The organism is Streptomyces sp. NPDC019890 (assembly GCF_044903445.1).
Classification (GTDB): Bacteria; Actinomycetota; Actinomycetes; order Streptomycetales; family Streptomycetaceae; genus Streptomyces.
In genome coordinates this window covers 48,115-61,362 of the sequence record NZ_JBJDQK010000014.1, presented here as the reverse complement: position 1 = coordinate 61,362, position 13,248 = coordinate 48,115, and the positions used below count along the sequence as shown (strand labels likewise).

General features: G+C 70.8%; 12 protein-coding genes. 7 read left to right on the top strand and 5 right to left on the bottom strand.

The genetic code is table 11. The features are described 5' to 3' along the window. Window positions 1–135 precede the first annotated feature (135 nt). Window positions 136–939 carry a dimethylargininase gene (gene ddaH / locus ACI2LP_RS29700; protein WP_404727610.1) on the top strand — a complete coding sequence of 268 codons (804 nt, stop codon included), beginning with the start codon at window positions 136–138 and terminating at the stop codon, window positions 937–939. A gap of 76 nt (window positions 940–1,015) precedes the next feature. On the opposite strand, the gene ACI2LP_RS29695 is transcribed toward ddaH, so the two are convergent. From ACI2LP_RS29695 to ACI2LP_RS29685, 3 genes are all read right to left on the bottom strand, one after another. After that, the gene (locus ACI2LP_RS29695; RefSeq protein ID WP_404727609.1) at window positions 1,016–2,071 is read right to left on the bottom strand and encodes a small ribosomal subunit Rsm22 family protein; all 1,056 of its coding nucleotides are present in this window, start codon (window positions 2,069–2,071) and stop codon (window positions 1,016–1,018) included. Window positions 2,072–2,128: 57 nt separating this feature from the next. Continuing rightward, the gene (locus tag ACI2LP_RS29690) at window positions 2,129–3,466 is read right to left on the bottom strand and encodes a multidrug effflux MFS transporter (RefSeq protein WP_404727608.1); all 1,338 of its coding nucleotides are present in this window, start codon (window positions 3,464–3,466) and stop codon (window positions 2,129–2,131) included. Window positions 3,467–3,599: 133 nt separating this feature from the next. After that, window positions 3,600–5,222 (bottom strand): alkaline phosphatase D family protein, encoded by a 1,623-nt coding sequence (locus tag ACI2LP_RS29685; RefSeq protein WP_404727607.1) that lies wholly within the window; start codon window positions 5,220–5,222, stop codon window positions 3,600–3,602. Window positions 5,223–5,355: 133 nt separating this feature from the next. On the opposite strand from ACI2LP_RS29685, the gene ACI2LP_RS29680 reads away from it, so the two are divergent. After that, window positions 5,356–6,105 (top strand): SDR family oxidoreductase, encoded by a 750-nt coding sequence (locus ACI2LP_RS29680; RefSeq protein WP_404727606.1) that lies wholly within the window; start codon window positions 5,356–5,358, stop codon window positions 6,103–6,105. A gap of 206 nt (window positions 6,106–6,311) precedes the next feature. Here the strand turns inward: ACI2LP_RS29680 and ACI2LP_RS29675 are convergent, their stop codons facing one another. After that, window positions 6,312–7,325 carry a hypothetical protein gene (locus ACI2LP_RS29675; protein ID WP_404727605.1) on the bottom strand — a complete coding sequence of 338 codons (1,014 nt, stop codon included), beginning with the start codon at window positions 7,323–7,325 and terminating at the stop codon, window positions 6,312–6,314. Between the two features lie 43 nt (window positions 7,326–7,368). On the opposite strand from ACI2LP_RS29675, the gene ACI2LP_RS29670 reads away from it, so the two are divergent. Next, on the top strand, window positions 7,369–7,746 hold the full coding sequence (locus ACI2LP_RS29670; RefSeq protein WP_404727604.1) for a MazG-like family protein: 378 nt from the start codon (window positions 7,369–7,371) through the stop codon (window positions 7,744–7,746). A 13-nt stretch (window positions 7,747–7,759) separates the two neighbouring features. Here ACI2LP_RS29670 and ACI2LP_RS29665 read toward each other — a convergent pair whose 3' ends face one another. After that, window positions 7,760–8,641, bottom strand: a complete 882-nt coding sequence (locus ACI2LP_RS29665; protein WP_404727603.1) for a hypothetical protein — start codon at window positions 8,639–8,641, stop codon at window positions 7,760–7,762. Between the two features lie 165 nt (window positions 8,642–8,806). Between ACI2LP_RS29665 and ACI2LP_RS29660 the strand changes: the two genes are divergently transcribed. From ACI2LP_RS29660 to ACI2LP_RS29645, 4 genes are read left to right on the top strand one after another with little or no spacing between them, the layout of a single operon-like run. Then, window positions 8,807–9,817 carry a GlxA family transcriptional regulator gene (locus tag ACI2LP_RS29660; RefSeq protein WP_404727602.1) on the top strand — a complete coding sequence of 337 codons (1,011 nt, stop codon included), beginning with the start codon at window positions 8,807–8,809 and terminating at the stop codon, window positions 9,815–9,817. Continuing rightward, complete coding sequence (locus tag ACI2LP_RS29655) at window positions 9,814–11,607, top strand: thiamine pyrophosphate-binding protein (protein WP_404727601.1); 1,794 nt, start codon at window positions 9,814–9,816, stop codon at window positions 11,605–11,607. The genes ACI2LP_RS29660 and ACI2LP_RS29655 overlap by 4 nt, the downstream gene beginning before the upstream one ends. Next, window positions 11,579–12,232, top strand: a complete 654-nt coding sequence (locus ACI2LP_RS29650) for an SRPBCC family protein (protein WP_404727600.1) — start codon at window positions 11,579–11,581, stop codon at window positions 12,230–12,232. The genes ACI2LP_RS29655 and ACI2LP_RS29650 overlap by 29 nt, the downstream gene beginning before the upstream one ends. Continuing rightward, window positions 12,229–13,248 (top strand): 3-oxoacyl-ACP synthase III family protein, encoded by a 1,020-nt coding sequence (locus ACI2LP_RS29645; protein WP_404727599.1) that lies wholly within the window; start codon window positions 12,229–12,231, stop codon window positions 13,246–13,248. Before ACI2LP_RS29650 ends, ACI2LP_RS29645 begins: the two co-directional genes overlap by 4 nt.

The window sequence follows — 13,248 nt, the reverse complement described above, 5'->3', positions numbered from 1 at the left end:
GTCCGCGTATTCCGGGGGCTCAATGCCTTGCCCTGGCGCCCTTCGCGGCAAACCACCCGATCGGTTCACAGTGCGCGGGCCTGACAGGCCTCACCATGGGCGGCAGTTGCCCCAACCGTCCGTAAGGAGCCCTCATTGCCGACTCGGCGCTATCTGATGTGCCCGCCGGCCCATTTCCGGGTCACGTACTCCATCAATCCGTGGATGGACCCCACGAAGCCGGTGGATCTGCCGCTCGCCCTCGCCCAGTGGGAGGACCTGCGCGACCGCTACGTCTCGCTCGGCCACACCGTGGAGCTGCTCGAGCCGCGGGACGGGCTGCCCGACATGGTCTTCGCCGCGAACGGGGCGACCGTCGTCGACGGGCGGGTGCTCGGCGCCCGCTTTGCGCATCCGGAGCGCACCGCCGAGGCCGAGGCGCATCTCGGCTGGTTCCGGGACCATGGCTTCACCGAGGTCCACGAGCCGGTACACATCAACGAGGGCGAGGGCGACTTCGCCGTCACCGCGTCCTGTCTGCTGGCGGGGCGCGGCTTCCGCTCCAGCCCGCTCTCGCACGCCGAGGCGCAGGAGTTCTTCGGCCGGCCGGTGATCGGCCTGGATCTGGTGGACCCCCGCTACTACCACCTGGACACGGCGCTGTGCGTGCTGGACGACGCGGCGGACCAGATCATGTACTACCCGGACGCGTTCTCGGCGGGCAGCCGCTCGGTACTGGCCCGGCTCTTCCCGGACGCGCTGATCGCCGACGAGCCGGCCGCAGCGGCGCTGGGCCTGAACGCGGTGAGCGACGGCCGCCATGTGCTGCTGCCGCAGGCGGCGGTGGGGCTGTTCGAACCGCTGCGGGAGAGGGGGTTCGAGCCGATGGGCATGGACCTGAGCGAACTACTCAAGGGCGGCGGCAGCGTCAAGTGCTGCACGCTGGAGCTCCGGCCCTGAATCTCCGGCGCGGCGGGTGTGTGGGTGCAACGGCGCCCCCGGCGGGCGGCTGCTTCGCGCCGCCCGGCCACAGAGGTCAGTCCTCCGCCGGCTCCGGCGGCCACGCGTCGCCCCACGCCACGTCGCGGGCGTCGCGGTACAGCGCGCCCCGGCGCTTGGTGACCGTTTCGCGGCGCAGGCCCTCGGACTGTGTGCACAGGTCGAGCAGCACCAGGCCCTTGCGGATCTGGGGCTTACGGGTGACCCGGGACGGGGCCGGGTGGGGCGGGAAGCGGACCGCCGCGACATAGCTGAACTTCTCGTCCTCGTACGGCAGTGAGCCGCCCTTCACCTGGCGGTGCAGCGAGGAGCGGCTGACCCGGGCCGCGAAGTGGCACCAGTCCGTACCTGGCTCGATGGGGCAGGCGGCGCTGTGCGGGCATGGCGCGGCCACCCGCAGGCCGGCCGCGATCAGGCGGTCGCGCGCCTCGATGACGCGGGCGTAGCCGTCGGGGGTCCCGGGCTCGACGATCACGACGGCCTGGGCCGCGCGGGCCGCCTCGGTGACGACAGCCGCGCGGTCCTCGGCGGTGAGCTCCTTGAGGACGTACGACACCGTGACGAGATCAGTGCTCTCGATACGGAGCGCCGAGCTGATCCGTGAGCGCTGCCATTGTGCGGCGCGCAGGGCGGGCACCCCCGAGGCTGCGGCCAGTTCACGGCCCAGAGCCAGCGCGGGCTCGGCCCAGTCGAGCACGGTCGTGCGCGGGCCCCCTGCTTCCCCGGCACCCGACGCCTCGTCCCCGGACTCCGGCGCCCCTTCCCCCGACTCCCACGCCTCCGCGACCGCCCAGCTCGCCGCGCCCGTGCCGCCGCCGATGTCGGTGTGCGTGCCCGGGGTCCATCCGGGGGCCGCGGCCCGCAGACCGGCGAGCGCCGCCCGTACCGCCTCGAAGGTGGCCGGCATCCGGTACGCGGCATACGCGGCGACGTCGGAACGGTCCCGCAGCACCGGCGCGTCGGTCGGGGTCGCCCCCCGGTAGTTCGCGATCAGTCGCTCGACGGCCCGCGCAGCCTGCGTGGGCGGCAGCCCGTCGAGCAGCCCGGCTAGGGCGCTGCGCAGGGCTTCCGCGGTGGGGAGTGTGGCGTTCACCGACAAATTCTAGCCATGCGCGGCTGCCGTGGGCGCAGGCCGCGGGCGCCAGGATCCTCAGAGCGCCTCGGCGCGCGGCCGCCACGGGCGGCACAGGCCCAGGAAGCAGCCCAACGAGCCCAACGCGCAGGTGAGTTGGACCACCGCCATCGGGACGGCGGTCGCCTCGCCCGCGATCCCGACCAGCGGTGAGGCGACCGCGCCTATCAGGAACGAGGACGTGCCGATCAGTGCGGACGCGGAGCCCGCGGCGTGCGGGGTGCGCATCAGGGCCAGGGCGTTGGTGTTGGGCATCGCCAGACCCATCGCGGACATCAGCACGAAGAGACCGGCCGCGACGGGGAGCAGCCCCACCTTCCCGAAGACGCCCGCCGTCATCAGCAGCAGCGCGGTCGCGGCCAGCGTGATCACCGCGAGCCCGAAGCCCAGCGCCTTGTCCAGGCTGACCCGCCCCACCAGCACCTTGCCGTTGATCTGGCCGACCGTGATCAGCCCGACGGAGTTGACGCCGAAGAGCAGGCTGAAGGTCTGCGGGGACGCGCCGTAGATCTCCTGCACCACGAAGGGCGAGGCGGAGATGTACGCGAAGAGCGCGGCGAAGGCGAGCCCGCCGGTGAGCGTGTAGCCGGTGAAGACCCGGTCGGCGAGCAGCCCGCGCATGGTGCGCAGCGCCTCGCCGACGCCACCGCTGTGCCGCTTCTCGCGGGGCAGGGTCTCGTGCAGCCACTTCGCCACGACCAGCGTGAGCAGGATGCCGACGCCGGTCAGGACGACGAAGATGCCGCGCCACTGGGTGATCCGCAGCACCTGGCCGCCGATCAGCGGAGCGATGATCGGCGCGACGCCGGAGATCAGCATCAGCGTGGAGAAGAACCGGGCCATCTCCACGCCGTCGTACAGATCGCGGACCACGGCCCGCGCGATGACAATGCCCGCCGCGCCCGCGAGTCCCTGGAGCAGCCGGAAGCCGATCAGCAGCTCGGCGGTGGGCGCCAGGGCGCAGGTCGCGGTGGCGGCGACGTACACGATCATGCCGATGAGCAGCGGCCGGCGGCGTCCCCATCTGTCGCTCATCGGGCCGACGACCAGCTGACCGAGCGCCATGCCCGCCAGGCATGCGGTCAGCGTGAGCTGTACGGTCGCGGCCGGTGCGCCGAGCGACCTGGTGACCGCGGGCAGGGCCGGGAGGTACATGTCCATGGAGAGCGGCGGGAGTGCGGTGAGCCCGCCCAGCACGAGCGTGACCAGAAAGCCGACGCGGCGGGCTGCCACGACGGGTGCGGGTGCGGATGCGGATGCCTGGGCGGCGGGCGGGGCGGGTTCCGCAAGGGGTGCCGCGACGGCGGCCGCTATGTGTCCTTCTGTGCTTCCCTGGCCGCTGTCCGGCTTCGGCATTGCGTCTCCATGTCCTTGAATCCCGCCCCATGCTCTCAGAAGGCATTCGCGGATCGGTTCGGAGTCGCTGGGGCGCAGCGCGCGCGGACGCCGATGCGGTAGGGACCACATCGGCGTCCACTCCCGGACGAAGCTAGACCGGCTTGAGGCCGGGGTTGCCCGCCTCCGTCACGAACGACGCGGCCGTGGTGATCGGCGCGCCCGGCTTGGTGACCGCGCCGACCGTCTTGAAGTCGGCGCGCGCCTGCTGCTCGCCGAGGGTGACGGTCACATAGCCGCGCCGGCCGTTGTAGAACTTCAGGTGGGGATTGGCCTTGGTGAGGTTGTCCCAGTTGGCGGGCTTGTCGGAGCCGTCCTTGCCGCTGCTGATCGAGGTGGCGACGATCTCGGTGCCGATGGTGCGGGACGCCGGGTCGTTGAAGTCCTTCTTCAGGTCGAAGCCGTAGCCGACGTGCACATCGCCGGTGAGGACCATCAGGTTCTCGACGCCGGCCGCCGCGGCGCCCGCGAGGACCCGCTCGCGCGAGGCGGGGTAACCGTCCCAGGCGTCCATGCTCAACTTGAAGGTGCCGGTGGGGACATCGCGCCGCTGGGCGAAGGTGACCTGCTGGGGCACGACGTTCCAGCGGGCGCGGGAGCTCTTCCACCCGTCGAGCAGCCAGCGCTCCTGCGCGGCACCGGTCAGGGTGCGCGCCGGGTCCTCGGACTCCGGGCCCGGCACCTGCCAGCCGTCGCCGTACGCCTGGTCGGAGCGGTACTGGCGGGTGTCGAGGATGTCGAACTGCGCGAGCCGGCCGAAGTGCAGCCTGCGGTAGAGCTGCATGTCGGGGCCATCGGGCTGCTGGGGCCTGCGCAGCGGCTGGTTCTCCCAGTACGCGCGGTAGGCGGCGGCCCGGCGCAGCAGGAACTCCTCCGGCGGGACGTCGTTCTCGGGGATGTCGCCCGCGTAGTTGTTCTCGGTCTCGTGGTCGTCCCAGGTGAGGACGAAGGGGTGCGCGGCGTGCACGGCCTTGAGGTCGGGGTCCGACTTGTAGAGGCCGTAGCGCAGCCGGTAGTCCTCGAGCGTGACGGTCTCGTGGTTGAAGTGGGCGGGCAGGCGCCGGTCGGTGTAGGCGCGCGCACCGCCGACGGCGTTCACGGCGTATTCGTACAGATAGTCACCGAGGTGGAAGACGGCGTCGAGCTCTTCCTCGGCGAGATGCTTGTACGCGGTGAAGTAGCCGTCGTGGTACGCCTGGCAGGACACGGCGGCGAGCTTCAGCTCGGTGATGCGGGCCGAGCGGGCGGGGGCGGTACGGGTGTGGCCGGTGGGACTGATCCACGTCCCCGCGCGGAAGCGGTAGTAGTACGGCCGGTCGTTGCCGAGCCCGGTCACCGTGACGTGCACGCTGTGGTGGAACTCCGGGTGGGCGATGACGGATCCACGCCTGGCGATGCGGGAGAAGCCGGAGTCGTGGGCGATCTCCCAGCGCAGCGGAATCCTGGCTCGGGGCAGTCCGCTGTCGGGCTCGTACGGACGGGTCGCGAGGCGGGTCCACAGCAGTACGGATCCGGGCTGCGGGTCTCCGGATGCGACGCCGAGGGTGAAGGGGTCCTCGGTGATCTTCTTGGCGTCGAGCTCGGCGGCGTGGGCGGTTCCGGGCAGATTGACGGCGAAGGCGAGCGCGGCGGCGGCGCCGGTGACGGTGAGAAACCTGCGGCGGCCGATGTGCCGGGCGGCGGCGCGCAGCTCGGGTGCGTGCGGTGCGGTTCTCATGTGCCCCTCCCCTGACGGGTGTTGTCCCTTCGCATTTGAGTAGGGGCCGACGACTCCGCGTTGTCGAGTACACAACATCCGTATGTCGGTCGGATGAGTTCCGCGTACAGGTACGGGTTTACGCTGCGCGTCCATGAACGCTGTTGCGAAGATTGCGGTGGTGACGGGCGCGGGTTCGGGCATCGGCCGGAGCGTCGCGCTGACGCTGGCGGGTGCGGGCTGGTCGGTGGTTCTGGCGGGGCGGCGCGCCGTGGCACTGGAGGAAACGGCGTCGCTGGCGGGTGGGGACGTGCTGTGCGTCCCCACTGATGTGACGTCACCGACGGATGTCACCACGCTGTTCGCCACCGCGCGTGAGCGCCACGGCCGTGTTGGCCTACTGTTCAACAACGCTGGTACGTCCGGCCCACGGGTTCGCTTCGAGGACATCTCCTACGAGGACTGGCGCGCGGTGGTGGACGTCAATCTGACGGGCGCCTTTCTGTGCGCGCAGGCGGCCTTTCGCACGATGAAGACCCAGTCCCCGCAGGGCGGACGGATCATCAACAACGGCTCGATCTCGGCCCATGTGCCCCGCCCGCACTCGGCGCCGTACACCTCGACGAAGCACGCGATGACGGGCCTGACGAAGTCCCTGTCACTGGACGGCAGGGCGTACGGGATCGCCTGCGGCCAGATCGACATCGGCAACGCGGCGACGGAGATGACGCAGCGAATGCAGGCGGGGATCCTGCAGGCGAACGGGGAGGTCGTGGTGGAGCCGGTGATGGACGCGGCGGACGTGGCGCGGACGGTGCTCCATATGGCGGAGCTGCCACTGGAGGCGAATGTGCAGTTCGCAACGGTGATGGCAACGTCGATGCCATACATCGGCCGCGGCTGAGCGGCTGCCCGGTCCACCGGGCCCTGGGCCGCGGACCGGCCCCACGGGGCTCCGGCTGAGCCCGGCGCCCGGGGCCCGACCTCCCGTGCGGCGCGTCTGCGGCGTGCTGCCGAGTACGCCGACGTGCAGTGGCCCAAGGGGCCACCACGCGGCGGAGCCGCAAACTCATCCAGCGGGAAGGGGCGGGGTGGGGGACTGACCGCCCGTCACCCCTTGGCGTCGGCCACCTGCGCGAACCACCCCGCGGTCTCCCCCGCCCCGAGCACCCGCTCCATGACCAGGTTGCCCGGCATATGGGGGAAGTACCGCCCGGCCGGCCAGCCGCGCTGATACGGCGGAGGGTCGAGCACCAGCAGCCGTACGCCGTCGACGACGGGGATGTCGGAGGGCGTGCCCTCGTTCCAGATCCAGCCGCCGTCGGGTGCCACCAGATTGAACGACCCCGTGGTGGGGGCCTGCCCCTCCGCGTCCCGGCACACGGCGATCGCCTCCGCGGACGGGCTCTCGCCCGGAATGTGCAGCCCGCCGATCAGGGCGCCGGCCAGCAGCGTGTGCAGCTGGAAGTTGTCGCCGATGCCGGTCATGCGCAGGGCGTATCCCGTACGGCTCTCCCGGTGCAGGACCACCAGCGGCTCGTCGTCGAGCACGCGCAGCGCGTACGAGAGCCCCTTGTACCCGCCCTCCGTCGCCTCGTCGGCCCGTTCGACCAGCGCCAGCAACTCGCTCTTGCCGCCCAGCTGTTGCCGCACCGTCCTGCTGTTGAGCAGCGCGAGGGCCGCCATCTGGAACTGCTGGAGCGTCCACCAGCCGAGGGCGGTCGCGTAGCCGACCCGGTCGATGATGTCGTCGGTGAGCTCGGTCTGGTCGGGGTCCGGAAGGTCCCCGCCGCCGCTTTCGGCCCAGCGTTCGCAGAACTGCGCGGCGGCCTCGAAGGCGTCCCGTACCACCGCGAACACGCCGGTCGCACACGGCACGGGATCGGCCCCGCGCTCGACACAGGCGCCGACCACGACGGCGGCGACGGCCCGCGGCCCCGGGGGCACTTCGCCGAGCAGCGCGGCGAGCCGCGGCGCCGCCTGCGCCACCTCGTCCGCCCCCGCCTGCCCGAAGGTCTGCCGCATCTGGGTGAACGCCCCCTCCGAACGCTCCCCGTCCCGCGTCTGCACCGACGCCTCGAACTCCGCGACGGCACCGGCGAATGTGTCAGCTCCGAATATCATCCGGGAACCCTACACAGGACAGGCTTCCGCTATGGATCACCCCATGAACGCCACCATGAACCCCACCCTGGACCGCACCATGGAGACCATGGACCCCATCTGGGACACGGTCGACCGCCTGCACGGATGGCTCGACGCGGAGAGCGAGCTGCCGCCCCAACAGGAGGCGCTGCTGAGGATGTTGAAGCTGACGGAGGAGGTCGGCGAGGTCGCGCAGGCCATCATCGGCGCGACGGGCCAGAACCCGCGCAAAGGCACGACGCACAGCTGGCAGGACGTCGAGTCGGAGCTGTGCGACGTGATCATCACGGCGATGGTCGCACTGCGCACGCTCACGCCGGACGCCGCGGAGGTCTTCGCGTCGCATCTCGGGAGCGTGGCGGAGCGCTCCCTGAACGTGACGTCGAACGCCACGTCATAAGGATCCTCGTGAGCTACGGGCCGGCGGCTGCCGGAGGCTCCCAGGGCAGCGCCTCGACCGTGCCCAGCGGCCAGCGGTGATCCCGTTTTCTCGACGGATCGAACTCTTCCGCCTCACGCGCCTGTTCCTCCCGCCACCGCACTTGCTCATAGTGCAGCGCAGGCCGGGACAGCCTGCCGACTGACGCATGACACGCACCGAGGACCTGCGCCAGCACGAGAGCGGCCTCCGCGTCGCTGCCGGGCTTTCCATCGCGGTCGTGGGGCACTCCGTACCACTCCGCGACCGTCTCCAACGCACGGCCGCCTGACCGGAAACGATCAACATGCCGGTCCAGGATGAGCGGATCGCAGATCGGAAACAGCCCTGCGGGGCGACGGTCGGACAGCACTCGCAGCCCATGGCGCAGCAATTCGGACTCGAGGAAGGTGAGTACGTACGGAGCGTGCCAGACAATCAGCGGGTCCTTCGTCGCCAGATGCCCGGCGAGATGCGCGGCGAGCTCCTCCAGCGCCGCGGACGCCGGAACGCCGTCAGCGCATGCCCGGTCCAGGGTGATGCCGTGCGTCTTCCCCGGATCGATGGCGAGTCCCGGTCCCGGGTCGATCAGCCAGTCCCGGCTCTGACCGTCGGTGGTGCGTACCGCCACGGCGAGGATCCGGTCGATGCCGGTGCGGTTGCCTGTTGTCGCGATGTCCACGGCCATGAGACGGCGGCGGTGCCAGCCCGGGTGTCCGCCGCGGGGCGGCGGAGCGGGTTCGCGCGCATGCTCGGGGTGGTAGACCTCCCAGCCCCCGTGTCCTCCGGGCAGCAGGACGCCCTGTCCGGCGGGCACGATCTCACCGCACACGAGGCAGGGGCCCTCGTACTGGTTGGTCCGGGTGGTTGCGTTCACGGGGCGTCCTCGGGTCCGCTGTGACCTACCTCACCCAAGCCTGCCAGTCAGGTGCACGAACTGCCTGATCAGCGCCGCTCTCCAGCCGTCGACGACCACACGTTGGCCGTATTCGTCAGCAAGCTGTCATTGCGGCCAGTTCGTTGTCGAATACAGGCTGTGACCGTGTTAGAGCGACGAGTTGTGGTGGTGGTGTACTCCGGTGCGCAGGCCCTGGACATCACCGGACCCATTGAAGTGTTCGATACCGTCAACCGGCTGCTCCAGGAGTCGGCCTACCGGATCGAGTTCGTCTCCGTCGATGCGCCACTGGTGCGGACCGGCTCGGGGGTGATGATCGAAGCCGCGCCGCTGGACGCGGGGCAGGGCGCGATCGACACCCTGCTCGTCCCGGGCGGATGGGGCCTGAAGGACGCGCTGGCGGACCCGGCGCTGATCTCGTGGATCGGCCGGGCAGCCGCCCGGTCGCGGAGAGTCGCCTCCGTATGCGGGGGATCCTTTCTGCTGGCCGAGGCGGGCCTGCTCGACGGGCGGCGCGCCACCACCCACTGGGCGTACAGCGAGGAGATGGCCTGCCGCTACCCGGCCGTGACGGTGGACCCCGAGCCGATCTTCATCTGGGACGGTCGGTTCGTCACCTCGGCAGGAGTGTCGACCGGCATCGACATGGCGCTCGCTCTGGTGGAGGCCGACCACGGCGCGGCACTCGCGCTGGAGGTGGCACGGTTTCTGGTGCTGTTCCTCAAGCGGCACGGCGGACAGTCGCAGTTCAGCGCCGTCCTCGACGCGCAGTTGGCCGATCACGCGCCGATCCGGGCCGCGCAGGAGTGGATCCTGGACAACCTTCAGGATCCGCTGCCCGTGGCCGAGATCGCGCAGCGGGCCAATATGAGCCTGCGAAACTTCGCCCGGGTGTTCCGGCGCGAGGTGGGCACGACCCCGGGTCAGTACGTCGAGCAGACGCGTATCGCCCGCGCCCGCGAGCTGCTGGAGACCACCGATCTGACGGCCAGCCAGGTAGCGCGCCGCTGCGGATTCGCGGCCCCCGAGACGTTCTTCAGATGCTTCGGACGAGCCCTCGGACTCACCCCGAACGAGTACCGGCACCGCTTTCAGGTCGTGTCGCCGTCCGGCCTCGTCGTCCAGCCCGACCAAGCGGACAGGAGCTCCGCATGACCGCCATGACGGACACAGCGCTCGAGATTCCCGAGGAAGGCACGGTACGCCTTGTCGACTACCTGGCCGCAGAGCTGACCAGGGCCGGCGTCACCCATATGTTCGGCGTCGGCGGTGCGAACATCGAGGACCTGTACGACGCCGTCCACCGCGTCGGCACCATCCGAGGCGTCGTCGCCAAACACGAGTTCTCCGCCGTCACCATGGCCGACGGATACGCCCGTGCCACCAGGCGCCTCGGCGTCGTCGCGGCCACCTCGGGCGGCGGTGCGATGAATCTCGTGCCGGGCCTGGCGGAGGCGTACGCCTCGCGGGTGCCGGTGCTGGCGCTCGTAGGACAGCCGCCCACCGGCCAGGAGGGCCTTGGGGCGTTCCAGGACTCCAGCGGCAGGGCGGGCTCCTTCGACGCCCGGGAGGTGTTCACGCCCGTCTCCCGGTTCTGCGCCCGGGTCGACGAGCCGGACTCGCTCGCGGAGTTGCTGCCCCGGGCGATCGCGGCGGCACAGGCCGATCCAAAGGGGCCGGCGGTGCTGCTGCTGCCCAAGGACGTCCAGCAGGCGCAGGTCGAGTTACCCGTCCGCGGCGTGCGGTCGGCCCCGGTCGTGCCGATGCCGACCGCGTCGAAGCCAGGGCTCGAGGCCCTGGACGCCGCGTCGGCCGCGCTTCGCGGCGCGAGCCGTGTCCTCGTCATCGCCGGTGAAGGGGTGGCCGCCGCGGATGCGCGCGCGGAACTGTCGGAGCTCGCCCGACGGCTCGGGGCCTGGGTCGCGGTCACCCCGGACGCCAAGGACGTGTTCGACAACCGGGCCATCCGGTTCGCAGGTGTGGCCGGGGTGATGGGGCATACCAATGTCGAAGACTGCCTGCGGCGGGCCGATGTGTGCCTGCTGGTCGGCACCCGCCTGCCGTTACTGGCGCGCGGCGGTCTCGACCAGGCCCTGGCAGCCACCCCGGTCGTCTGCATCGATCCCGAACCACCGTTCGTGGCCGGCATCGCGCTCGGCGGGAACCTGCGGGACGCGCTGCGTGCAGTGGCCGACCGGCTCCCGTCGCGCCCGCTTCCCTGCCCGGAGCACGCCGGTCCGCTGCCGACGCTCCCGCCGACTCCCGTTCCGCAGGCCGGTGCTGGAACCCTCTCCTACGCCGAGGCGGTCGCCGCGGTCGAGGCGGCACTCCCCCAGGACGCGCACGTCTTCGTGGACGCCGGCAACGCGGGCGCCAGCGCGGTCCATCTGCTTCCTGCACCGCGCCACGGCCGCTTTGTCGTGGCGGTCGGCATGGGCGGCATGGGCTACACCTTCGGGGCGGGCATCGGCGCCGCGCTCGCCACGGGCCGACGGACCTACGTACTCGCGGGCGACGGTGCGTTCTTCATGCACGGGATGGAAGTGCACACCGCCGCGGAGTACGACGCACCCGTGACCTTCGTGATCTTCAACAACAACGCCCACGCCATGTGCGCCGTCCGCGAAGAGCTCATCCAGGGCGGGGTCCGCAACGACGACCTGTTCGCGCGGACCGACATCGCCGCCGGGGTGGCCGCCGCCTTCCCGGCCCTCGACGCCAGCTGGGCGGGGGACGGTGCGCAGTTGCGCCGGGCGTTGCTGCGCGGCAACGCGGGCAGCGGCCCGGCGTTCGTCGCGCTGGACTGCGACGCCCGGGAGATCCCGCCGTTCCTTCCCTTCCTGTCCATCACCGCAAGCACCGGGCACACCGCAAGCACCAAGAACGCCGAAAGCACCGAAAGCGAGGAGAGTTCCGATGAGCGCGGACCCGTCCATGTTGGCTGACATCCCCGGCTTGATGCGCATCGAGAACACCGGCAAGGAGGAGTTGGCCGCCCACTGCATGGATCTCACCCACGCGGTCTACCCGCACCATCAGGTCTACGGGCAGTACTGCACCATCCACGAGTACGTCGACTGCCCGCCGGAGCAGGCCTATGACTATCTGCGCCAGGGCCACCACCTGGAGGAGTGGACCTGCAGCCTGCGGGACTTCGCGCCCGCCGGTACCCCGGGGCTGTGGGTCGGCCACGACCGGCTGGAGGACGACACCACGATCTACTGCACGGTGGTGGCCAACCCCGAGGCCATGACGGTGGATTACCACTGCTCCTGGGACCAGGGCGACAAGCTGTGGATGATCTACCTGATGCGCGTCGTCCCGGCCCGGCTGGTGCTCGACAAGCCGGGGTCGGTGATCACCTGGACCAACTGCAAGCACCCGTACTACGACGACAATCCGCACCCCGAGCTGGCGGCCCGCCCGGACCGGCCGTGGGTGGGCGACTACTGGGATCTGTTCTACGCGGGCCACACCGTGGAGATGCAGAACCTCAAAGCGATCCTGGAGCACCGCCATCGCGGCGGCCTGCCCGTCAGTGCCCCGCCCGCGACGGCGGTGGTGAGGTGAACACGGTCAGCCTCACCGATGTCGCAAGCTACCTCCCCGGCGAGCCGGTCCCCGCGGAGTTCTACACCGCGTACCCCGGAGCCGAGGACAAGCTCCGCGACCACCCCATGTTCAGGATCCCGCCGTTACGGCACCACGTGGCCGCGGACGAGACCAACGCGGACATGGTCGAGCGCGCGGTTCAGCCCCTGATCGAGCGGCACGGCAGGGACGAGATCCGCAACGTGGATGTGCTGCTGGTGCACAGCCAGCTGCCGGACCTGCCGTTCGTGGGTGCGGGCACCGAAGTGGCGCGCCGGCTCGGCCTGCGCCCGGAATGGCTGATCGACGTGGCCAACGCGGGCTGCGCGTCATTCGTGTACATGCTCAAACTGGCCCGCCGGCTGCTCACCACCACCGATGCGAAGACCGCCCTGATCTGCAACGCGCAAAGCGCGGCCGGCCAGTGGTTCACCCAGTCCGAGGTGCGCAGGCTCGCCCAGGCCGCGATCCCCGGCGACGGCTGCGGCGTCGGATATGTGACGACGTCGGCCGATACGCCGGTGCTGGACGTGGAGACCCGGCACATCGGCGAGTACGCCGGTGACATGACCGTGGCGGTCGACGACGGCCGCAAGTACTGGGAGCCAGGAGAGTCCCAGCTGCGGATCGGGTTCACCGACGCCAGCGTCGCCAAGGTGCTGGCACGCGGGAACCGCCTGGTGCCGGAGGTGGTCACAGACCTGTGCGGGCGGCTCGGAGTGGCGACCACCGAGATCGACGTACTCATCACCAACCAGCCCAACCGCACGTTCCTGCGGAACTGGCGAGAAGCGCTGCAACTGCCTGCCGAACGGCATCTGCACACATTCGATCAATGCGGGAATCTCTTCGGAGCAGCGATCCCGATCACCTTGGACCGCGCCATCCGCTCGCAGCAGGTCGAGGACGGCGACCTGGTGGTGCTCGGGGGATTCGCCCACGCCGGCGACTTCGCCGGTGCCGTGGCCATCCGCTGGCACGGCGGGCGGGGCTGA

Excerpts from the sequence above, each read along its gene's own strand:
- ACI2LP_RS29675 (WP_404727605.1), bottom strand. The coding sequence starts at position 7,325 with ATGATATTCGGAGCTGACACATTCGCCGGTGCCGTCGCGGAGTTCGAG.
- ACI2LP_RS29650 (WP_404727600.1), top strand. The coding sequence starts at position 11,579 with ATGAGCGCGGACCCGTCCATGTTGGCTGACATCCCCGGCTTGATGCGC.
- ACI2LP_RS29655 (WP_404727601.1), top strand. The coding sequence starts at position 9,814 with ATGACCGCCATGACGGACACAGCGCTCGAGATTCCCGAGGAAGGCACG.
- ACI2LP_RS29690 (WP_404727608.1), bottom strand. The coding sequence starts at position 3,466 with ATGCCGAAGCCGGACAGCGGCCAGGGAAGCACAGAAGGACACATAGCG.
- ACI2LP_RS29685 (WP_404727607.1), bottom strand. The coding sequence starts at position 5,222 with ATGAGAACCGCACCGCACGCACCCGAGCTGCGCGCCGCCGCCCGGCAC.
- ACI2LP_RS29670 (WP_404727604.1), top strand. The coding sequence starts at position 7,369 with ATGAACGCCACCATGAACCCCACCCTGGACCGCACCATGGAGACCATG.
- ACI2LP_RS29680 (WP_404727606.1), top strand. The coding sequence starts at position 5,356 with ATGAACGCTGTTGCGAAGATTGCGGTGGTGACGGGCGCGGGTTCGGGC.